A 22,537-nucleotide genomic window follows, 5' to 3' on the forward strand; every position below is an offset into this window, starting at 1 on the left:
GTGAAAGTGTATGACAACGCTAGATGACAATCCTAATCAGCTAGATTTAAACCTACCCGGACTAGGGCCGGACACTATATTCGCAGGTGCTGGTGCTGATTTTATTAGAACCGCTACCCTGGGCGGAAGTTTAATCTTTGGTCAAGGGGACAACGACACCCTAATAGCCCTTGGCCCTAACGATACTCTGTACGGCGGCGACGACGAAGACTCCCTGCGGACTCAGCGCACCCCCGCCTATATCTATGGCGATGGAGGCAATGACACGATCATCGCTGAAGCCCGCGCCACATTGTATGGTGGTGATGCCGACGACTTCATCCAAGGTACCGCCGAAGCCAACCTCATGTTTGGTAATCAGGGCGCAGATATCATGCTTGGCGGCGCACAGAGGAGAGATTCCCTCTACGGTGGCAAAGGCAATGACTCCATCGGTTTCTTTACTGGTGTTGGTGATGGCAGCAATAACCTCGGCTTAACTCTAAGTGGCGGTGTTGCTGGCTTCGTGGGCAATGAAGGCAATAACTTCTTGCGCGGTGATTTGGGCGATGACTTAATTGCAGGTATCAATCAAAGAGATACCCTGTACGGCGGCAAGGGTAACGACACCCTGCGAGTTGTCGGCAGCAACAGCTATGCGTCAGGGGATGATGATAATGACACCCTGAGAGTTTTTAACTCTCTGGAGACCAATTTTTTCTCCACCAGCCCTGTGACTATCGGTCTCGAAAGAATCAGTTTGATCGGCGGTGCCGGCGACGATTCTCTCTATGGCGGTATTGGCGATTTTCGAGCCGGCAAGAACTTCTACGATGGTGGAGACGGCAATGACACGATCGTCAGTTTCGCTTTCCAAGACACTGTATTGGGAGGTGATGGCAACGACTTCATCACCTCCAGCACGGCCACTGGGATCTCCAGCCAAGGAGCTAACATTTCTACCCCAGGCTACGCCGGCAATAGCTTATTAGATGGCGGTCGCGGCAACGACACGATCAGAGCTGCCTTTTCAACTGATACGATGATTGGCGGTGAGGGTAGCGATAGCTTGAGTGGAGTTTTCACTCAAGCCAGCGGTGCAGACGGTGACGACACCATCGATGCCTCCCTTGCAGCTAATTTCGGGCCGATTACTCTGGATGGTGGCCTGGGCAACGACCGCTTAATTGGCAACCGCAGTGCGACTAACTTCTTCAACGGCGGTGAAGGCAATGACTTCATAGTGTTTGCCTCCACAGGCGACAGCTTGATTGGTAGCTTTGCGGGTAATGACACTATTAGCTACGCTACAAATGTCAGCTTTGGCAACATCACAACGCCCACCGTTATCAGCGATTTCTTAGGCAATAACCTGATTACTGGTGGTAATGGTCGTGATTCCATAACTACTGGTGCGGGCAATGACATCCTGATTGGTGGCCCTCAAGGAGACTTAAGTACCGATACTTTAGATGGCGGCGATGGCGACGACTCTCTATACGGTGACTTTGGCAATGACAACTTGATTGGAGGTAACGGCAACGATACCCTAATCGGCGGGCCTGGTGCTGATACCCTCACTGGCGGCTCTGGTAACGATGTATTCGTTTACTTCAATCCATTTGAGGGCGGAACACTCACAGCGCAAGTCGATGGTATTGTCGATTTCGTGGTCGGTCAAGACAGGATCGCTCTATCTTCGACGGGCTTACCTGGTGGGGCTGGCTTTGGCTTCCCAATTTCAGGGGTCGCGAACAGAAGACCTCTAGATCGGGAGTTCCTCGTGCTTGAGGATGTCTTGGCTACGGGTACACAGGCAGAGGCAAATGCACCAGCACAATTCCTCGTTTATGAAAACCTGAGCGGAAATCTGTACTTCGACACCAACGGCGTTAGTGCTGGCGGTTTGGTTCCACTCGCAAACTTTAACAACCGACCAAGAATCAGCGAGTCTGACATCATTCTGTTCTAGTTGAATAGTTTAGGTTGTACAGCGAGTTTAATTCAACTCTGCTGTATCCAGCAAGCTAGGGATTGAGATCCCTAGCTTTTTTATATGTCATTGCGAGCAAAGTTAAACGATAGCAAGGTTTTAGGATTGCTTCGCTTCCCCTTTATGCTGGCTGCGAATAACTAACTTTATTACCAATCAAATTGAGAAAATTAGCACCGAAATGCTGAATTTCTAGAAAGTTCGCATTAGAACGAGCCGGTTTGTAAATTCTAAAGCTTCGCATAATCCCCAAAGTTGCCGCACTTTCCAATGGCCCAATAAAACTCGTGTCACCGTCTAAAAAATAGGGTTGCTTTGTCCAATAAGCCATCTGCTCCGCATTCAAAAAATAGCATCCAGAATGAGGGTTAAGAGCGCGGTGGAACATAAGCTGCTGTTCCATGACATAACCAGCAAATTGCGGTTGCTCTTGCACATTTTGAAATTTTGCTGTCGCTTGTGGGATTAAATCGCCATCAATATAGGCTTTGCGAACTAACCCTTGAGGAGATATTTCATAGCGATTAGGCTGAAGTAAATTCCCATTACCCGCGTGGTGAGTAAACCAGTTTAATTTGACAAATAGCCAAGGATCGTGTAGAATTAGATCGTCTTCTAAATAACAATAATAGTCGTATTTATCAAGGCAAGCACGCATCACTGCCTGACACTCAAATCCCAACATCAGCGGTTCCACGTTGGTAGCATTATGCAGGAACAATTTCGGGGGAAGAGAGAGTTGAGAAATTAGGTGATAATCTTGAGTCGTACAAACAACTATATCGATATCGTGGGTCTGGGATTCATTGACTGGAACTGTGGCACATTGACCAATATGAATCATGGACTGAGACTTACCGTAGAGTCCCTGCAAAGCTGTCAAACAGGCCGTTAAAGCGTTTAGGCGTGGGTGGGGGTCATTTCGCTGGGAAGCGTGTCTTCCTTCGCCGTGAGGGTTGAAAAAGTGGGCAATCGTGAAGAGAATTCGCATCTTAGTTAGTAAATAATTCTGGCAAGCGACTCTGCAATTCTGCATTCAAGCGCGGCATTTCGTCACGCATTTGCAAGTACCAGTCTCGCCGCTGATGATAATGCTGGGATAGCAAGCGGTTTTCCCGCACCCATTTGTAGGCATTAGCGGCTATTTGCCGCCGCATCTGGGTGTCAGTAATCAGTGAATTGAGTTGGGCCTCAAAATCGGCGACTGAACGATAAATTAAGCCAGTTTCGCCTTTGATGATAGATTTTTCGTAAACAGTGGGACTTGCTAGCACTGCTACTCCATTCCCCGCACATTCAACAAATTTGAGGTCAGATTTCATTTCGTTAACTGGGTTGGCAAGGAGTGGGAGCAAAGCAATATCGCCAGAGTGCATAATTTCTAGATAGCGCTCATAGCTGCAAAATGGCTCAAATTCTTTACTGTCTATTTTCAAGGCATCAAAAAAATGGCGATCGTGGATTACTTTAACTCGAATCCGGTGCTTGTGGGCGACTAACACCCGATTTAGCGCCGAGATTATCGGTTGCCAATCTTTTTCTCGGTTAAGCGCCCCGAAAAAGATGGTGATAGAATTATCGTCTGGATAGGTGCGCTCAGCGGGCAAATATGCCAATTGATTGCTAAAGACGGCAACATTGGGATTGAGTTTCCTTAAAAATTCTGCTAGGGGTTCTGTAGTAGTTTGAATGCAGTGACAACCTCGATAACTCAGGTATTGATTATCTGCATATTCTTTCCGCCTGATGGGATTATCATCAATTTCAGCCACTATTAAATAATCATTTTGCAGCAGTTGTTTGAGGATGGGAATATAGGCTGGATAGTACATGATTGTCCGCTGCCAAATAAATACTTTCTCTTCTCCAGGCAGAGGTAAAATTAATTCTGCGGATTTTACTGTAGAAGCAGTACGAACTCCGGGAATTGTGGCACTAAATCTGTCAGGTTCTAATACTCTAACGCGATCGCATCCCGTTGGAGCCATAATCGCCGTCTGAATCAACACTCGCCGGGGAGAGGTCTGTGACTTACCCCCTCGCACGATATAATATTCTGCACCAGTCTGGGTGGCAAAGTCTGCTGCTTCCAAGCCTAAAGCTTGAACTATCGGTGTAAGTAATTGCTGAAACTGGACAAAACTCTCAGTTTTTTGTCCCCGCACTTGCAGCTCATAAACTTGTAAATTTGCCTGGGTGAAAAGTGCTTTAATAGTTTCTATGGTAAACCAGTGGTGTATCTTCCCCTCTAGATTTTCCCACTGTCCTCGCAGGAGATTGACAATTTTTATCCAGTGTTGGACATTGGGAATACTAGCTAAAATTTGCCCGTCTGGATTTAGTAAAGTGCTATGCTGGCGAAGCAGTTCCCAAGGGTTTGTTAAATATGATAGTAGATGATTGTAAACTAAACAATCGACTGTTTCCTCAGCAATATCAAAACTTTGAATATCTAGCTGTTCTACATCCCCAATTATGACACGATCCAGCCGCTCTGAAGCTATTTTCGCTTTCTGGGGATCGCGTTCAATGCCAATATATAAACTATGGGGGTTAATCCGTTTGTACTGTTCGCCTAAAGTTCCTGTACCGCAGCCAACCTCTAGGATGATTTTAGCATCCGGTGGCAGCAGTTTAAAGATATCGGGGTTCACGCGATCGAGCAGTTCCAAAATATTTCCTGATTACTAAAGCTTTACGTAACGCCGCCCTCTGGACTGTTTCTTTACCGCTCAGAGGGTGGCGTTACGAGATAATTAGCATTTGGATGTTAGTATACAACGATGATTGCTACATTTGTCAAGCACTAATAATTTAATCCTTCTCCCCTCTTCCTTCTACTTATCAAACTCAAAAACTATGCAATTTAATTTTGGTATTAACATCAGCGGCTATATTAATGGAGAATTTGGTCTGGGAGAAGGTGCTAGAGCTAATATTAGAGCAATTGAGGCGGCTGGCATTCCTTTCGCTGTCAATAATTTTACCAATAGTCCCCACAGAAAACAAGATACTACCTATCAAAATTTCACTCAAGAAAATCCCTATCCCGTAAACTTAATTCAAGTCAATGCTGATGAAGTAAACAATTTTATTAAGTCGGCAGGCAAAAACTATTTGGAAGGACACTATAATATCGGGTTTTGGGCCTGGGAACTTACAGCATTCCCTCCAGAACTCACTTCAAAATTTAATTATTTTCACGAAATTTGGACTTATAGCAATCACTGTATTGAAGCAATCTCGATGGCATCTCCTATTCCCGTTATTAAAATCATGCCTAGCATTTCTTTACCTACGCCTTCTTTGGATAGGGAAGCACTAGGACTGCCCAAAAATAAATTTATATTTCTGTTTCTATTCGATTTTTTTAGCAGGATAGAACGCAAAAATCCATCGGCTACAATTAGCGCATTTAAACAAGCTTTTGGCGAGTCAAATCAAGAGGTGCTATTGGTTATCAAATCTTGTAATTCGGAATATTTTCCTGAGCAGCGAGAGTTACTAAATTCTGCCATAGAAAATTGCCAATCTATTAAACATATAGACGGGTATTTATCAAAAAATGAAGTTAATGCTCTGCTTTACAATTGTGACTGCTATGTGTCCCTCCACCGCTGTGAAGGCTTTGGCTTGACAATGGCTGAAGCGATGTTTTTTGGAAAGCCAACAATCGCCACTGCCTATTCATCTAATAGTGAGTTTATGAATGTAGGCAACAGTTTTTTAGTAAGATATAAATTAGAGGAGATCGCAGCAGATTTTGGCCCATATAAGAAAGGAAATATTTGGGCAAACCCCGATATAGAAGATGCCGCTAATTTGATGCAATATGTCTTTAATAACTATGAGGAAGCCAAGGAAGTTGGAGCCAGAGGTGCTGAGGAAATCAAATCTTTACTTAGCCCTCAGCTAATTGGCAATAAAATCAGGAATAGACTAGAATATATTAGCAAAACAACCAATAATTTTACTACTTTTTCTCAACCGCCAAGAGAGCCAAAAAAATCTTATTCAGTAGAGGTAAGGAGACACTTGTCTAAGGACAAAAGTTCTTGGGAAGAAGCAGTTGAAAAAACACAGCCTCTAGTTAGTATTTGCATTCCTACTTATAATGGAGAAACCTTTATTGCTGAAGCCATTGAGAGTGCTTTAAATCAGACTTATAGCAATATAGAGGTAATTCTTTCTGATGATGGCTCAAGCGATAGCACTGTAGCAATTGCTCAGTCTTTTCAAACTAAAACAGCCGTTGATTTCCGCATTGTTCTCCATCGTAACTATGGCTTAGCTCAGAATTGGAATTTCTGTATTTCTCAGGCAAAAGGTGAATACATAAAATTTTTATTTCATGATGACTTGCTGGAACCAGATTGCATTCAAAAAATGGTAGCTTTGGCTCAAGAAGATGCGGAAATTGGTATGGTTTTCTCACCTCGCGGTATTGCTATTGGAGAAGAGGCTAAATCGAATCCACTTTTACTGGCTGCTTCTCAATCGATTAAAGATTTGCACAAAAGTTGGTCGAATTTAAAACCAATTCAACGGGGAATTGAACTGTTATTAGATCCTAATTGGATGAATAATCCCATTAACAAAATTGGCGAACCTAGTACAGTGATGATTGCTGCTGATGTTTTTCGTAAAATTGGGTTATTTGATGCTGAGTTATCTCAATATCTAGATTTAGATATGTGGTTTAGAATCATGGGAAATTATAAAATTGGCTTTGTGGATGAAAAGTTATCTTCTTTGCGGATTCATGCAGGGCAACAAACTTGGAAAAACTTCGCTGCTGGTGAAAACAACAAAGATGTCCGCAGACTTTATGAAAAAATGTTGTACAGCGATATTTACAGTTTTTTGAGTCAAGAATTGAAAGAGAAAATCAGACAAAAATTAGCTTTGAAATCCCAGTTTTCTTTATCTGAACTATCAAAGCTAGTTGAACAATATCAAAAATCTCCTACTAATCAATCTACTCTCTCTCGCCTTCGGCAAATTCGCAAGCAAATCGCTCAAAGATGGTTTAATTTGCCAGCATCTAACGTGGAAAAGACTTATGCGGGTGAAATTGGTAAAGCTCATAATCTGTTAATGAAAAGCGGTATTAAGAATGAATTTTTAAATGAGGAAGAACAGAGGTTTGTAGATGAAATATCTGCCTTTTTATCTCAAGGTAACGATCTAGGTAATAACATCGGTCGCTATTTGGCCGCTATGCTTTACTGTGAGGCTTATCAGTTACCATTTGTCTATAAAAATGCTGCGATTCCCAAGTGGTTTTTCAACGATTTTCTAAGTTTTATTTTTCAGATTGTTTCCTGTTTTAATAAGATCGGAGATGCAGAGAAGTATGCCGATTATATGCAAGCTTTGATAGATTATATTCATGAAAATATTTTCAAAGATACTGCTGCTGAATTCTGGCGTTATTTGGCTTTATTTGTGAGCAAAAATGCAAATTTTTCTTCTTTGTATTGTAGCGATAAAAATCTTCGACATATCTGTACTCAGAGAGCAAATATTATTGAATTTACGCTCAGAAATTTGGGGTGCAAAATTGACTGGGAATTTGAACGTATAGCCTCAGACAGAAACAAGATTCGTCTCGGCATTTTACTGGAAGAAGTTAGCACTCAAAAAGAAACTTTTGCCGCACTTGCTGCTTTTGAATATTTAGATAAAACTAAATTTGAAATTATATTGTATAATTTTAATATCCAGGACAGTAAACTAGGTGATTACTGTCAAAATTTGGCAAATAAGCAGATTCAACTACCAGAATCTCTGCCAAGTCAGGTACAAGCAATTCGTTCAGATGATTTGGATATTCTGTTAATAGGGACAAATTGGGCGGATGCTCGCAAACCTACTTTCTTATTATCCTTACACCGACTGGCGCGGGTACAAGTAGCGGCAGCAATGCCAACAGCTACAACTACTGGCATCCGCAATATTGACTACTTTATTTCTGGAAAATTGACTTTGCCCGTAGTCGATGCCCCAGAAGAATATCGGGAAAAATTAATCGCTGTGGATGGCTCTGGGATTTGTTTTAGCTATCCTGTACCCTCCGAAATTGCTAAGGTTCACCCAACTAGAAGTAGTTGGGGAGCATCCGAGGGAACAGTGGTTTTTATGTCGGGTGCTAGAGCATTTAAGATTATCCCTGAACTCAGGGAAACTTGGGCTAAAATTATTGCGGCTGTACCGAATTCTATTTTGGTTTTACATCCTTTTCGCTCTGATGGCGAGAGTTATCCGATAATTCCTTTCTTCAACCAAATACGAGCAGTTTTTTCGGAAAAAGGTATTGACAAAAAACGCATTGTTGTAATTAAAGTGCTGCCAAATCGTGCCGACTTCAGAGAATGTTTGAAGCTAGCAGATGTTTATTTAGACTCTTTCCCCTACGCGGGTGCAACGTCAATGGTAGAGCCGCTGTTAGTGGGAATACCGACGGTGGTTAAGGAAGGACAAACAGCGCGATCGCGACAATCCGGGGCAATACTGAGAGAATTGCAACTTCCTGAATTAATAGCAAATACGGAGGATGCTTATATAAATATAGCTGTAGCATTGGGAACTAACCCAGTATTGCGCGATCGCGCTCGGCAGCACATCCAGCAAAAAATGGCACAAAACCCCAAATTTCTAGACAGCCGCGCTTACTCGGCTCAGATGGGAGCGCTATTTGAGCAACTATGGCGATCGCAAAGGCAGGTAGAGGGAACCCCTTAGAGGGTAGAGCGTCACAGGTGAGTATAGAATTGCCCCTATAGATTAGATCAAACCCTACTTGATTTGAGCTAGCACCACCCGCAGCGTATGCCGAGACCAAAGCCGCCCCCTGGTATTTGGCAACGACAGCGCTCACCCCCTTAGCGTTCTGCTATCATCTGAAAATCGAGGTGGCTTGTCGCTCTTTTACTTCCACAGCTAAATTTAAAAGGGTAGTGCAACCTCAATTGGAGATTATAAAATGACAGGACTTTTTCAAATAGGTGATAAATTGCTGCAAGCCCAGGATATCCCGTCACTGTTGAAGCGGTATCAATTGATGCCCCAATTTTTGCGGGGGACGATCGAAGACCAAGCGATCGCGTCCTATACTTGTACGGAAGAAGAGCGCAGCGCAGCCCTCGAACAGTTTCACGCGCAGCACCAATTGACATCCTCAGAAGCAAAAGCGGCTTGGCTGCAAAGTCAAGACCTAACTGAAGAGGAACTCGTTCAAATGGCAATTCGGCCCGTACTTATAGAAAAATTTAAGCAGGAAACTTGGAGTAGCAAAGTAGATAACTACTTTTTGGGTCGCAAGACCCACCTAGACCGCGTAGTATACTCCCTAATCCGCACCAAAAATCCAGGACTAGCCCACGAACTTTACTTCCGCATCGCTGAAGGCGAACAGACCTTTGAGGAAGTAGCCCGCGACTACTCCGAAGGCCCGGAAGCTCAGACTGGGGGAAGATTGGGGCCAGTTTCCTTATCACAACCACACCCAGCAATTAGTAAACTTTTGTCAGTCAGCCAATCCGGGCAACTGTGGGCTCCCCGCGCTCTGGCAGAATGGATGGTGATTATCAGATTAGATAAGTTCATGCCAGCTCAGCTCGACGATTCGATGCGGCGGCATTTAATCAACGAACTATTTGAAACCTGGGTCTCCGAACAGTTATCACAAATTGCCCCGCTACAGCCCTTCCGATCCTCAGTATCTTCAGCATCATGACCTCTTCCGCAGTTTCCCTGTCCCAGATTCAAGCTTTTTTGGCAGAAACACCTCCGTTCGACCGACTTTCGGAGGCATCCCTGCAAGCTTTAGTGTCGAAATGTCAACTCCTGGGCTACCGAACGGGGCAACCCTTGTTAGAACGGGAAAGAATGCCGACTCAGGTGGCGATTATTTTTCAAGGTCAGGCCCGCCAATTGGGATATGACCAGCGATCGCAGCGCCTGGTAAGTTTGCGGTTGGTGGGGCCCAAAGAAGTTCTTGGCTGGGCTTCCTTGTTGCGGGGAGTCCCCTGCGAAACTGCCCTTGCTTCCACTGATGTGATTGCCATAATTTTATCAGCAGAAGATTTCTTGAGCTTCGTACAAACGGAGCCGGCACTCAGAGAAGCCTTTGGCGATCGCTGTTCCTTGAGCGAAGTTTTTGAACTGTGGAGCTTGGAATTACAGCGGCGAGCGGATGGGACATCCAACCTGAAAGAATTGACCCAGCAATCTTGGGCCGATGCGATCGTCCTCAACTTACCCAACGGTCAGAAAAAGAGTCAAGAACTCGCCAACCAACTTGACCCTGACCGGATTTGGCTAGTTAGCAGCGGTGTTATTGGGGACTTTCCCACAGGTAGCCGACTGTCTTTGGACGGAACCAACAGATCGTTAAAAGTAGAAGGCCCAAGAGGAGCTAGGTTAGTAGGCTTCCGGGAAGCCGTAATTTCCCAAGAGCAAGCGATCGCCATTGATGGCTCTCAGACAGCCTTAAAAGCCCCCTTAGATATCTCCGCAGTACCCGCAGCCCCCGAACTGGCGGCCCCCCAGACTCCCGATCCCGCCGTACCGTCAAAATTTCCGATTGTGCGGGGAAAAGGAACGATCGAGGCTCCCCTAGCCTGCTTCCAAATGTTGAGCAAGTATTTTGGGGTCAGATTTCGTCGGGATGTCACGCGCAAAGCTGTAGAAAATCAGTACAAAACCGCAGGCTCAATTACCTTGCAAGCCTGCGGTGCCATCATCCAAAGCATGGGCATTGTTCCCCAATTAGCGCAAGTGCCGGCTGATGCCATCAATCGGTTGAAAGCTCCGCTGATGATCAAGTGGGATGGAAGCTTTGCCATTATCTACAGCATCACCGAGCAAGAATTGGTGATGGCGGTGCCCGAACAAGGCATTGTCCGCAAGCGGGTAGCACAGTTTAGGGAAATCTGGGGTGAAGGCGGAGAAGTCCTGCTACTACAGGCTCCCCAAGCTGAACAAAAAGAGCAATTCAGCTTTTGGTGGTTTGTTCCAGCGCTTTCGGAACACAAAACAGTCTTTTTCGAGGTCTTACTTTCCTCGTTTTTCGTGCAGCTATTCGGTTTGGCTAACCCTCTAATCAGCCAGATTATTATTGATAAGGTACTGGGACAGCGCAGCGTTGACACCTTGGATGTCCTGGGGGCATTTTTGCTTGGAGTTGCCCTATTTGAAGGGTTGCTCAATGGTCTGCGTACCTTTTTGTTTATAGATACCACCAACCGCATCGATGTCAAACTTAGCGCAGAAGTGATCGACCACTTGCTCCGGCTTCCCCAAGGGTACTTTGACAATCGGCGGGTGGGAGACTTGGTATATAAATTCAGCATGATCGGTCAGATCCGCGAATTTATGACGGGGACAGCTCTGACAGTGGTGCTAGATGCGATCTTTTCGGTGGTTTATATCGCCGTTATGCTCTCTTACAGCGTGCAGCTAACCTTTGTCTCCTTGGCAGTTGTGCCAGTATTGGGTCTGATGATCGTCTTGATTAACCCGATGGTATTACGGCTGATCAAGAATAGAAATAATCGCTTTGCTGATGCCCAATCCTATTTAGTGGAAGTCGTCAGCGGGATTCAAACGGTTAAGGCTCAAAATATTGAATTGAAAGCTCGGTGGGAGTGGTCGGGCCGTTATGCTAAATACGTCACGGCGAGTTTCAAGACAATTCTTACAGGTACGACGGCTGGTACTTTTAGTAGTTTTTTAAATCAGGTGGGCAACTTGGCTCAATTATGGGTGGGAGCCCACTTAGTGTTAAAAAATGAGATGACTTTGGGTCAGTTGATTGCCTTCCGAATTATTACTGGTAACGTTACTGGAGCACTACTACGTTTTGTGAGCGTATGGCAGAGTTTCCAAGAAGTTTCGATGTCTATTGATATGCTCCGAGATGTCGTTGACTCGCCGACGGAGACGAGTGAGGAAGACCGGAACAATATCGGGATGCCAGCGATTAGAGGTTCGGTGAGATTTGAAGAGCTTTCTTTCCGTTTTCGTGAGAGTGGGCCGCTACAATTGGCGAATGTTAATTTAGAATTCCCTGCTGGCAGTTTTGTGGGGATTGTTGGCGGTTCCGGGTCTGGTAAAAGTACGCTGATGAAGTTGTTGCAGCGTCTTTATGCGCCTCTAAGTGGTCGTGTTTTCGTTGACGATTATGATACGGCCAAGGTAGAACTGTATTCGCTTCGCAGTCAAATCGGGGTGGTGCTGCAAGATACCTTGCTGTTTAACACCACAGTGCGGGAAAATATCGCCCTGAGCAATCCTGATGCTAGTGATGATGAGGTGATCAGGGCTGCGAAAATAGCGGTGGCTCACGATTTCATTATGGGCTTACCTGCTGGCTACAATACGGTGGTGGGAGAACGGGGCGGTTCGCTGTCTGGAGGTCAAAAACAACGGATTGCGATCGCGCGGACTGTGCTTCAAAACCCCAAGCTACTGATTTTGGATGAAGCCACGAGCGCCCTCGACTATCACTCTGAGCGTCAAGTTTGTAATAACTTAGCTGAAGCTTTTCAAGGCAGAACGGTGTTTTTCATTACCCACCGTTTAACTACAGTCAGAAATGCTGATGTGATTATTATGATGGATCAAGGCTCTGTGGTGGAGCAAGGCCCCCACGATGAATTAATGGCTCTTAAAGGTCGTTACTATTGTCTGTTCCAACAACAGGAAGCGGCTCAGTAAAGTTTTGAGAGATTGCTTCAGTTTACTTCGTTCCTCGCAACGCTTCGCGCCGAGCAACTCTTAACAACAGCAACTAACAACTAACAACTAACAACTAACCATGAAATCGGTAATACTTTCCGAACAACCCGTAATTCTAGAGAAACCTGCCATTTGGTCGCACGTATTTCTCTGGATGATTATGCTGATGACTACCTCGGCTCTAGTTTGGGCTTATCTTGCTAAAATTGAGCAAGCTGTCCCAGCAGTGGGTCAGTTGGAACTAAAAGATGGCTCCAGAGATATTCAAGCACCGACAACGGGAGCTGTGGTTAGACTTCACGTAGAAGATGGCGATCGCGTAGAGAAAAATCAACCCTTACTTACCTTTAGCCCTACTGCTCCTGGCGCTGATTTAGATTCTGTCAAGAAAGTTAAAGATGCCCTGGAAAAAGAAAATAAATTTTATGAGGATGTTGTCAACGGCAGAATTCAAGGCCCTCTACCATCTAATCTCGAATCAAGTATTAAGGATCGGCAGAGCTTAATTTCGCAAAATCAAGTTTTGCAAGCCCTGATTGATGAGCTGTACCTAAATAGAGGAGGTGGCGGCAGTTTTGACCAAAGTCAACAAGGACTTTACATTAACTATCGCTCTGAATATCTGTCTCGCGTAGCAGCGGCTCAAGGACAGGTTCAGGAATTGGAAAAACAATTGAAGCAGGCTGTGGATGCTGAAACAGCAGCTAGAGATCAATTGCTAATAGCCAACCAACAATTAAATTATGCTCAGAAACAATTAGAAAATACCGAGCAGCAATTAAATTATTCCCAAGAGCAATTAAAATCTGCCGAGCAGCAAAGAAGATTGGCTCAGGAACAATTAACGAAATCTCAAGAGGTGTTTAAGTCACAGAAAAACATTCTCGATCGGCTTGCCCCACTGGTGCAAGAAGGTGCGATCGCGGAACTTCAAAAAGAACGCCAAGATCAAGAAGTATTGAAAAGTGAAAGTGAAGTTCTCAGACAGCAAGATCAAATTAAGCAACGCGAAGGTGAAATGAATTCGCGTAGAGGCGAAATTAACACCCGCAGAGGTGAAATCAATTCGCGCAGAGGTGAAATCAATGCCCGCGAAGGTGAGTTCCAGAAAATTCAAGCAGAGATAGAGCGCCAGAAGGGGGAACAAGAACGCATTGTAGAGTCAATTAACCGCGCACAGGAACAGTTGCAAAATACTAAAGATGCCTGGGCTAGAGAGCTTTACACCAGAATTGCTGACAACCAAAAACAGATTGCCAGTAGCGATTCTCAGCTCAGTAGATTAAAACTCGAAAACCAGAAAAAACTGTCTGAGGTAAACGCTCAGTTGGAAAAGGCTCAACAAACTCGCGACACTCAATTAATGAAGGCTCCTATATCGGGGATTATCTACGATCTCAAACCTTCATCGAAAGAGAAAGCTGAATTAGAGCTGAAGAATGATGATGTCTGTCAATACGTGATTACCTCTGTGATTAAGCCAGGGGAACCTCGGCCGCAAAGATGTAAGGAGGCTTACTATGAAGCACAACAAACTGAGAAACTGCTAAAAATTCTGCCTGATGAAAATGGGATTGAAGCAGTAGTTTATCTGGAAAACAGTAATGTAGCTTTGGTCTTGGATTCCTTGCGCCGGAAACGGGAAAAGTTGGAAAAATATAACGGCAAAGAATTAGATGGAGAGAAGATTGATTGTGAAAAAGGGAAAGCCTGTATTTGCCCTGAAAAGGAAGTAAATAGGCAAAAACTAGATTTAAATGCCTACGACTGCGTACCTGTAGAGGTTAATGTTGAAGCTTTCCCAGCGATGGAGTTTGGCACGGTACAGGGTGAAGTTACAAAGATTAGTAAGGATGCTGAAGCCCCTACTGAACTTCGCAAATACTATGCCTTCAAAACTACAATCAAGTTGAAGAGTCAAAATTTTACTTTGAACAAGGGTAAGGAAAATCAAGTTGAGGTTGCCTTGCAGACCGGAATGGCTGTTAGTTCTAATATTAATATCGGCAAGCGTAGTGTCTTGCAGATGTTTGTTGACAGGTTTACCGGAAAGCTTGATACTTTCAAGAACGTCAAGTAATGTTTTCAGGTTTGACTCTGAGGTTTTGAATTGATAATTAGGGAGACCATCGTAACGCTGTCACCTGGTGGTAAATAACCGCCGGGGGCGGCGTTACGATCGAAGGGTGCAACGCAGACTGATGAAAAAAACTGCTTTATTGATTATCTATCTGATTCCACTTGCTTTACTGATGGGGTTTGTAGCTAGTTTTAGCGTCAATTTTCCTGTCCACGATCAATGGAGATTAGTTAGTCTTTTTGATAAAGTAGCTGTTGGCAATGCAACTTTTGAAGATTTTTGGGCTTTACATAGCAACCACCGAATTGTATTCCCAAAAATAATTATTACAATTTTAGCTTTTATTTCTAACTGGAACATTAATTATGAAATTTGTTTAAGCATTTGTTTTTCTATAGTAACTTTTGCTGCTATGTACAAGTTATCCTCCAGTCAAGCTAAGAATCGAGGGGATAGTTTGTTTCATTTAGCTAATCTTTTAACTTGCCTGTGGGTGTTCTCTTTGGTTCAGCATGAAAACTGGCTATGGGGGTTTCAACTGGCTTGGTTTTTAGTAAATTTATGCGTGACGATTGCCATTTTTATTCTGAGTTTCGAGAGTAAATTATTGCCTAACTTTAGATTATCTATTGCTGCTATATGTTGTGGAATAGCTAGTTTCTCACTGGCACAGGGTTTATTATCTTGGTTGGCTGTAATCCCTTCTGTTGTTGCTGTTGGGGGAAGTATTGCACAGATAAGAAAAAGATTGTCGATCTGGATACTCCTGTTTGTAGGAACTTGTACCTTATATCTTATTGATTATCATCCGAAGCGTCAGCTTAGTATTATCTCACTGTTGGAAAAACCGCTAGTTACAGTAAACTATTTTTTTAATCTATTGGGTTCTCCAATTGTACGTTTACCTGTTATCTCTGGCTTAGTAGGCTTAATCATATTTTTACTTTTTGTATTTTTTGTATTTCATTTTATCAAAAATTTTATTACAGCAAACTACGATCGCGATCGCGATGCTGCGCCTTGGCTATCGCTAGGTTTGTTTTCAGTTTTATCTGCTATTTTTATTACGGTTGGGAGGGCAAGATTTGGAGCTAATCATGCTATAGAATCGTCAAGATATACAACAGTTTCGATATTTTTATTGATTGCTATAATTCAGTTATGGCTACTGTTTAACAAAGAAAATCATATAGTAAAAGTAAGGCTGTCACAACTTATATATAAAGTATTTGCTGGAATCCTAATCTGTATAATATTTCTTAATTCACAACAAGCGATCGCGCAATCTCAAGCTGCACTTTCTTACAGACAAGGCAGTAAAACTTGCTTAGAGTTAATCAACTATCTAGAATCATCAATTTTTTTCGATAATTCACCCGATAGCTGCTTATGGGTAATGACTGAAAAAACGCAATTAGTGAGGGAAGGAGCAAAAATTATTGATAAAATAGGTTTTAGAAAATTAGCAAAAGATGTAGTTTTTACTAATAACCCTAATAAAATTTACGGTTATATTGATAATCCACCGACAACAGAAAAGCCATTGATTATCAAAAAAAGCGGTACATTACGAGTTGCTGGGTGGGCGATTTTGCCTGATAAATTGGAACAGCCAAAAATCGCGTTGTTTTCCTACAACAATCAGAAATCTTTATTTGCCAGCGCTTATGTAAACTTAGATAGTAATGATGTTGCCAAGGCTTTAAACTCTAATCGCTACAAGCAAGCGAGATGGGGAATCACATTGTCAGCTAATTATCTTCCAATTGGCGAAACAACAATCAACGCTTGGGTGTATAATCCTGACGGTAAGGAGTTTGTTAAGTTAAATGGTAGTGCTAAAATCATAGTGGAGGAGGAGTGAAAATTTTGGAAGCTTTGATAAACATTTGTCCTCCAAAAAATTGCCAAAGTAAGGGCAGTTTTAGGTAAATTTTTAGAAGCAGAGGTGAGGCTGGTCTGCCTTTTGTGGAAAATGGTAAAAATCTCGGTATAATTAAGTCTATTTTAAAACCTACGGTTTGTAAAAGTTCTTTAAGTGATAGATGAGTTATGGGTAATTGATGGTCGATAAAATCGTAATATTCTTTGAATGAGTATTTGAAATTGGGTTGAACGATTAAGAGAGATCCTTGGGGTTTGAGAGAGTTTAAACAAAAGGAGAGAATTTCAATTAGCTCTTCTTTATTGCGTAGATGTTCAAAAAAATTGGAAATAAAAATTATATCAAATTCGTAAGCCAGTAATTTTTGTTGATTTACACTTAAAATATCCAAGTTAAGCACTTTGACATCAGTATTGGCAAATAGTTGAGAATCAGGATTGAGATCGATTAAGTATTTGTCTTTGGCCTGGATTTGATTGATAAATTCGCAGTGACCTCCCCCAATATCTAAAATACTAGAATCGGAGGAAACATATTTTTGTAAAAAATCGTCAATTAAAATTTTCCAGAGTCCAAGTTTAGATCGCATCTGTTTGGCATCAAAACGATTGGCATACAACTTTTTTAGATATTCGTCTGGTTTCATACTAAAATAACTTTGGTAACTTGGTTACGGTGAATTGCCGCTGCCTAAAAATGCAGTGTTGCGTCAAAAATGCCTAAAGCCTGATACTATTAGGATTGCTACTCAGTTTACCACTTCTTCTAGAATCATGAACATTGTATTTACTGAAATACCAGAAGTCTTGATAATTGAACCTCGCGTTTTTGGTGACGATCGCGGGTTCTTTTTTGAAAGTTTCAACCATCGCGCTTTTGCCGAAAAAACGGGAGTTAAAGCCGAGTTTGTGCAAGATAATCATTCTAAATCAGCTCAAAATGTCCTACGAGGCCTTCATTATCAGATGCAGCAACCTCAAGGTAAATTAGTAAGAGTAGCAATGGGAGAAATATTTGATGTGGCGGTGGATATTAGGAAAAATTCTCCAACTTTTGGGCAATGGGTTGGCTATTTGCTAAGTGCCGAAAATAAGCGGCAATTGTGGGTTCCGGCGGGGTTTGCTCACGGTTTTTTAGTTGTCTCGGAGGTAGCGGAGGTGCTATATAAAACTACAGAATACTATGCACCTGAACACGAAAGGTGTATTCTGTGGAATGACCCCGATTTAGCGATCGCGTGGCCGCTAGGAGATGCGACACCTATATTATCGGCAAAAGATCGATCGGGACAAACTTTGAAAACAGCGGAAGTTTTCTCATAATGAAAATTTTACTTACAGGTAGCGGCGGACAACTCGCTCAAGAATTGGAACCAATCCTATTATCGGCAGGTGAAGTTATTGCTGGCGATCGCACTTTCTTCGACTTATCCCAACCAGACAGCATCCACCAATTAATGGGAGAAATTAAACCCAATTTAGTTGTCAATTGTGCTGCTTACACTGCTGTAGATAAAGCCGAAAGCGAACCAGAATTGGCAAATGCTGTTAATGGAATTGCCCCTGGCATTCTAGCAGAAGAATGTGAAAAATTAGGAGCGACATTAATTCACATTTCTACAGATTATGTATTTGGTGGTAGCCAGGGTTATCCTTATTGCGAAACAGATACTACTAACCCTTTGGGTGTTTATGGTAAGTCTAAATTAGCTGGCGAGTTATCAATTATCAAGGCTTTAGATAGACACATTATTATCAGAACAGCTTGGGTTTATGGTAATGGTGGCAAAGGCAATTTTGTCAAAACTATGCTGAGATTAGGAAAGGATCGGGAAGAAATTCGGGTGGTAGCAGATCAAATAGGAAGTCCTACTTGGACTGGCGATCTTGCGGCGGCAATATCTCAAATTACTTCCAGTATTAGACCTGAAATTTTCGGGACTTACCATTACACTAACAGCGGAGTTGCTAGTTGGTATGATTTTGCAGTCGCCATTTTTGAAGAAGCGAAACAACTAGGATTCTCCCTTAAAGTAAAGCGCGTAATTCCTATTACCACTCCTGAATATCCGACACCCGCAAAACGCCCCGCTTATTCTGTTCTTTCGTCTACAAAAATATCAGCAGTTTTGGGGAGTCATCCCCCACACTGGCGGGAAGGACTCAGACAAATGTTAGCAAGAGAGGCGAGATGAAACAGAATTCACAGTTTCTTTTGATTGCCTCAGCAATTATTGCTATCTTGATACCAGCGGCTTATATTTTGTACTTGATATCCCAGTCAGGAGAGTTATCTAATTTTGACTATTGGTGGATTACTTGGAATTTTTATTCAGTTGAGGGCTTATCTACTAATCCTTTCAACTGGATATTTCGGGCAAACGAGCATTTTCTACTGATTCCCTCAATTTTGTACGCCCTTAATATTATTGTTACCAAAGGTTCAAATATTGGCTTATCCTTAATTACCTGGATTTTTGCTTGGATTCAGTGTCATATACTAATTGCGATGCTACCTTTAAGGATGCGGCAATCACCATTTCTCTTTATCTTCTTGATTCTCTGTATTTCTATCTTTAATTTCACACCTGCTGCTGCCCACAATTGGATGCGTGGCTTTAGTGGTGTGCCATGGATAGGTGCTAATTTATTTGCGATAGCTTCTATGTTTTGCTTGACAAAAATTGCGGAAACATCATCTCTCGCTGTTTCCAATATCCGCCGGGGATTAAAATCCCCGTCTAATAGCGAAAGTCCTCTGAAGAGGACTGAAAAACAATATAAATCTTTAGTCCTCTTTAGAGGACTTCGGCTATTAGACGGGGGTTTTAACCCCCGGCGGGTGATGGCAATAGACGAAGGAGATATCTCTACACCAAAGTATATTAAATGGGCAATTAGCAGCATTATTTCTGCGCTATTAGCCTCTATAAGTTACAGCACATCGCTGGCATTATGGCCTGTTTTGTGTATTTTCCCAGTGCTACTAAGGTTGTCTCGCCAAATTATTATTTCATATATTACTGCTGCTATTTTAGTTGTGGGTACTTACTTTCTCACATACAAAACTCCCTCAACTAGCCCGTCCTTAGCTAAGCTCAACATTGCCGATGCGATCGCCTATATTCCAGTTTATTTAGGAGGTATTTTTAGCGAAAACGTTACTATTTCGTTGATAATTGGGATAGCGGGATCGATCGCTACCACAGCTTTTGGAGTTTACTGGCTGTTGTCGAAAAGATATCCTAATCGGATAGAATGGGTGCCTTGGCTATCTATTCAAATTTATGCGATCGCAACTGCATTTATGGCCGCTGTCAGCCGTTCGGGATTTGGTGTAGAACAGGCTACAGCCTCTCGCTATGCTTCTCTGCCTGCTCTATTCTGGATGAGCTTAATTATACTAACAACATTGTGGCTGTGGGAATGGCAATTAATTGCTAAAATTCAAGGGCGTTTGCTGATAATTCTACTAGCAGTTGTGGCTTTTGCTATTATTTCAATGTATAGGATAGGGGGACAGACGGCAGATGCGATCGCATATAGAGCAACTTATCAGCCATTAGTAGCACTGTCACTTCAGCTAGGAATAACTGATGTCAGCCTGATTAAAGAAAGAGTAGGCAACAAACCAGCAGCTTTTATTGGGTTGGTTGATGCCTTGAAAGCTAACAATTTAGTTCCTTTTAATCGCGATGTTAAACAGCATAACTTTTGTGCAGCAATAGATGAAAAAATCAATCCTAATTTGCTATCATCACCCAAAGATGGAGTGCCGGGATATTTCGATACAGTGACTAAATTTACACCCACAGCAGCTAGAGTCATAGGTTGGGTGGGAGATCCAGAAAATAAGGTTAAATGTATCGCCATTCTCAATCAAGAAAATGTTGTCAGAGGTTTTGCCATGTCAGGTTTTCCCCGTCCAGATTTAGTTAAAATATTTGGCCCATCCTACGAATTCTCGGCTTGGAGGGGATATATTGAGATATCATCGGCAGATAAAATGTTGACAGCTTATACCTCATTTCAAAACCGCGAAGGTTGGATAGCATTGCGTAATTCCCAATTTTTACAGAAGAATTAACCTTGATTAGCAATAACACTTTACCAAAACAACTTAGCTTCGTGATTCCCGTTCACAATGAAGAAGCTACCCTCAAAATCTTGTTTGATAAAATTAGTGAGGTAATGTTACAAGAAAGAATTGATAATTACGAAATCATTTTTATAGATGATGGTAGTCGCGATCGTTCTTGGATAGAAATTACCAAGTTAGTTGAGTTACATCCTAGTATAATTAAGGCGATTAAGTTACGACGTAACTTTGGAAAATCTGCTGCCCTTTCCGCTGGTTTCCGCAAATCAACGGGTAAAATTATCTTTACCCTAGATGCGGATCTACAAGACGATCCCGCAGAAATTCCTAACTTTTTACAGCATTTAGAATTTGGATTCGATTTAGTTTCTGGTTGGCGAAAAAAACGGAACGATCCGCTTTCTAAAACCTTACCATCGAAGCTGTTTAATACAGTTACGTCAATCCTGACAGGTGTACAATTGCATGATATAAATTGCGGATTTAAAGCTTATCGTAAAGAAGTTTTGGATTCTATCAAAGTCTACGGCGAATTGCACCGCTATATTCCGGTTTTAGCGAACAATCTAGGTTTTAAAATTGGTGAGGTTATTGTCGAACACCATTTCCGAAAACACGGTTACTCAAAGTATGGATGGGAACGTTACGCAAGGGGATTTATTGACCTTTTAACTGTCTTAGCGACAACTCACTATTTACACAAACCAGGTCATTTATTTGGGGGATTAGGATTATTTTTTGGTTCAATTGGTTTTCTATCGCTGACTTACTTAATAATAGTATGGTTTCTGAACTTAGGTGGTATGCACTTAGGGCCTATCGGCACTCGCCCTCTTCTATTTTTTGGGATTTTGTGTACAATATTATCAGTACAATTGATATCTCTGGGAATCTTAGCAGAGTTAATCACTCGCAATGTCGATGCTGATTATGTAGACAAGCAGATTGCGGAAGTTCTCGATCAAAATTGTTAAAATTAGTGTAACGCCGCCCTCTGGGCGGTAATTAATTAAACCGCCCAGAGGGCGGCGTTACGAAAAAAGAGAGGTATTTAATGATTAAGCAAAGGCAGAAAAGTCCTGTGATTGAAAATGGTATTGTTGTCGGAACAGGATCGAATAAATATCAGATGCGAAATCCGATAGGTCAATTATTATTAAAGCATTTTGCTGACACAATTGCTGAAATGGTCAAACAAATTAATCCTCAAACTATTTTAGAAGTCGGATGTGGAGAAGGTCATATCACTAAAGTTTTAGTTGACAACACTGAGGCTAAAATTCACTGTACTGACATATCTAATACGATCTTGAATATTGCCAAAGATGCTATTTCCTCTCCCCGCGTCTCTTTTGAAAATAAGAATATCTATGAGTTAACGCCTGAAACAGACCATTCGGATATTGTTGTTTGCTGCGAAGTCTTAGAACATTTAGACAATCCGATGCTGGGACTGGAAAAATTATACAACGTTGCTTCACCTTACTGCCTTTTGAGTGTACCGCGAGAGCCGATATTTAGAACATTAAACTTTATCCGGGGAGCTCACTTTTCTCAATTTGGGAACAGTCCCGGACACATTCAACACTGGTCAAAAAGAGGATTTATAAAATTAGTGCAAACCAAATTTGAGATTATTAAACTAAAGTCCCCTTTACCTTGGACGGTAATTTTGGCTAAAATCAAGTGATATTTTGTCCTAATCTGTGGGAAAATATGAACTTGGGGAACCTGTTAACCCGATCAGCGTCACGCACTC

Annotated in this window: 14 protein-coding genes; 11 read left to right on the forward strand and 3 right to left on the reverse strand. The window is 42.4% G+C overall.

Translation table 11 applies throughout. The annotated features are described in order from the left end of the window. Nucleotides 1–10: 10 nt before the first annotated feature. Nucleotides 11–1,951, forward strand: coding sequence for a calcium-binding protein (locus OSCIL6407_RS0105525; protein ID WP_007355657.1), 1,941 nt, complete (start codon nucleotides 11–13; stop codon nucleotides 1,949–1,951). A 142-nt stretch (nucleotides 1,952–2,093) separates the two neighbouring features. Here OSCIL6407_RS0105525 and OSCIL6407_RS0105530 read toward each other — a convergent pair whose 3' ends face one another. Both OSCIL6407_RS0105530 and OSCIL6407_RS0105535 read right to left on the reverse strand, forming a co-directional pair. Beyond that, entirely contained in the window at nucleotides 2,094–2,963 is an 870-nt protein-coding gene (locus OSCIL6407_RS0105530; protein ID WP_007355658.1) for a hypothetical protein, read from the reverse strand. Between the two features lies 1 nt (nucleotide 2,964). Beyond that, nucleotides 2,965–4,644, reverse strand: coding sequence for a methyltransferase domain-containing protein (locus OSCIL6407_RS0105535; RefSeq protein WP_007355659.1), 1,680 nt, complete (start codon nucleotides 4,642–4,644; stop codon nucleotides 2,965–2,967). A gap of 187 nt (nucleotides 4,645–4,831) precedes the next feature. On the opposite strand from OSCIL6407_RS0105535, the gene OSCIL6407_RS0105540 reads away from it, so the two are divergent. The 5 genes from OSCIL6407_RS0105540 (at nucleotide 4,832) to OSCIL6407_RS0105560 (ending at nucleotide 16,659) form a co-directional block, all read left to right on the forward strand. Beyond that, entirely contained in the window at nucleotides 4,832–8,716 is a 3,885-nt protein-coding gene (locus OSCIL6407_RS0105540) for a glycosyltransferase (protein ID WP_007355660.1), read from the forward strand. Nucleotides 8,717–8,957: 241 nt separating this feature from the next. Continuing rightward, nucleotides 8,958–9,710, forward strand: coding sequence for a peptidylprolyl isomerase (locus OSCIL6407_RS0105545; protein WP_007355661.1), 753 nt, complete (start codon nucleotides 8,958–8,960; stop codon nucleotides 9,708–9,710). After that, nucleotides 9,707–12,694, forward strand: a complete 2,988-nt coding sequence (locus tag OSCIL6407_RS0105550; RefSeq protein ID WP_007355662.1) for an ABC transporter transmembrane domain-containing protein — start codon at nucleotides 9,707–9,709, stop codon at nucleotides 12,692–12,694. Before OSCIL6407_RS0105545 ends, OSCIL6407_RS0105550 begins: the two co-directional genes overlap by 4 nt. A gap of 100 nt (nucleotides 12,695–12,794) precedes the next feature. Then, nucleotides 12,795–14,795, forward strand: a complete 2,001-nt coding sequence (locus tag OSCIL6407_RS0105555) for a putative HlyD family type I secretion protein (RefSeq protein WP_007355663.1) — start codon at nucleotides 12,795–12,797, stop codon at nucleotides 14,793–14,795. 121 nt (nucleotides 14,796–14,916) lie between these two features. Then, nucleotides 14,917–16,659: a hypothetical protein gene (locus OSCIL6407_RS0105560; RefSeq protein ID WP_007355664.1), complete on the forward strand. Its 1,743-nt coding sequence runs from the start codon at nucleotides 14,917–14,919 to the stop codon at nucleotides 16,657–16,659. Here OSCIL6407_RS0105560 and OSCIL6407_RS0105565 read toward each other — a convergent pair. Further along, complete coding sequence (locus OSCIL6407_RS0105565; RefSeq protein ID WP_007355665.1) at nucleotides 16,640–17,326, reverse strand: class I SAM-dependent methyltransferase; 687 nt, start codon at nucleotides 17,324–17,326, stop codon at nucleotides 16,640–16,642. The genes OSCIL6407_RS0105560 and OSCIL6407_RS0105565 overlap by 20 nt on opposite strands. Nucleotides 17,327–17,453: 127 nt before the next feature. On the opposite strand from OSCIL6407_RS0105565, the gene rfbC reads away from it, so the two are divergent. The 5 genes from rfbC (at nucleotide 17,454) to OSCIL6407_RS0105590 (ending at nucleotide 22,468) form a co-directional block, all read left to right on the forward strand. Next, nucleotides 17,454–18,002 (forward strand): dTDP-4-dehydrorhamnose 3,5-epimerase, encoded by a 549-nt coding sequence (gene rfbC, locus OSCIL6407_RS0105570; protein ID WP_007355666.1) that lies wholly within the window; start codon nucleotides 17,454–17,456, stop codon nucleotides 18,000–18,002. Beyond that, nucleotides 18,002–18,874: a dTDP-4-dehydrorhamnose reductase gene (gene rfbD, locus OSCIL6407_RS0105575; protein ID WP_007355667.1), complete on the forward strand. Its 873-nt coding sequence runs from the start codon at nucleotides 18,002–18,004 to the stop codon at nucleotides 18,872–18,874. Before rfbC ends, rfbD begins: the two co-directional genes overlap by 1 nt. Further along, nucleotides 18,871–20,766 (forward strand): hypothetical protein, encoded by a 1,896-nt coding sequence (locus OSCIL6407_RS0105580; protein ID WP_007355668.1) that lies wholly within the window; start codon nucleotides 18,871–18,873, stop codon nucleotides 20,764–20,766. The genes rfbD and OSCIL6407_RS0105580 overlap by 4 nt, the downstream gene beginning before the upstream one ends. Before the next feature lie 2 nt (nucleotides 20,767–20,768). Beyond that, on the forward strand, nucleotides 20,769–21,752 hold the full coding sequence (locus OSCIL6407_RS0105585; protein ID WP_019487007.1) for a glycosyltransferase family 2 protein: 984 nt from the start codon (nucleotides 20,769–20,771) through the stop codon (nucleotides 21,750–21,752). Between the two features lie 80 nt (nucleotides 21,753–21,832). Further along, on the forward strand, nucleotides 21,833–22,468 hold the full coding sequence (locus OSCIL6407_RS0105590) for a class I SAM-dependent methyltransferase (protein WP_007355670.1): 636 nt from the start codon (nucleotides 21,833–21,835) through the stop codon (nucleotides 22,466–22,468). Nucleotides 22,469–22,537 lie beyond the last annotated feature (69 nt).

It is taken from the genome of Kamptonema formosum PCC 6407, assembly GCF_000332155.1.
Taxonomy (GTDB): domain Bacteria; phylum Cyanobacteriota; class Cyanobacteriia; order Cyanobacteriales; family Microcoleaceae; genus Kamptonema; species Kamptonema formosum.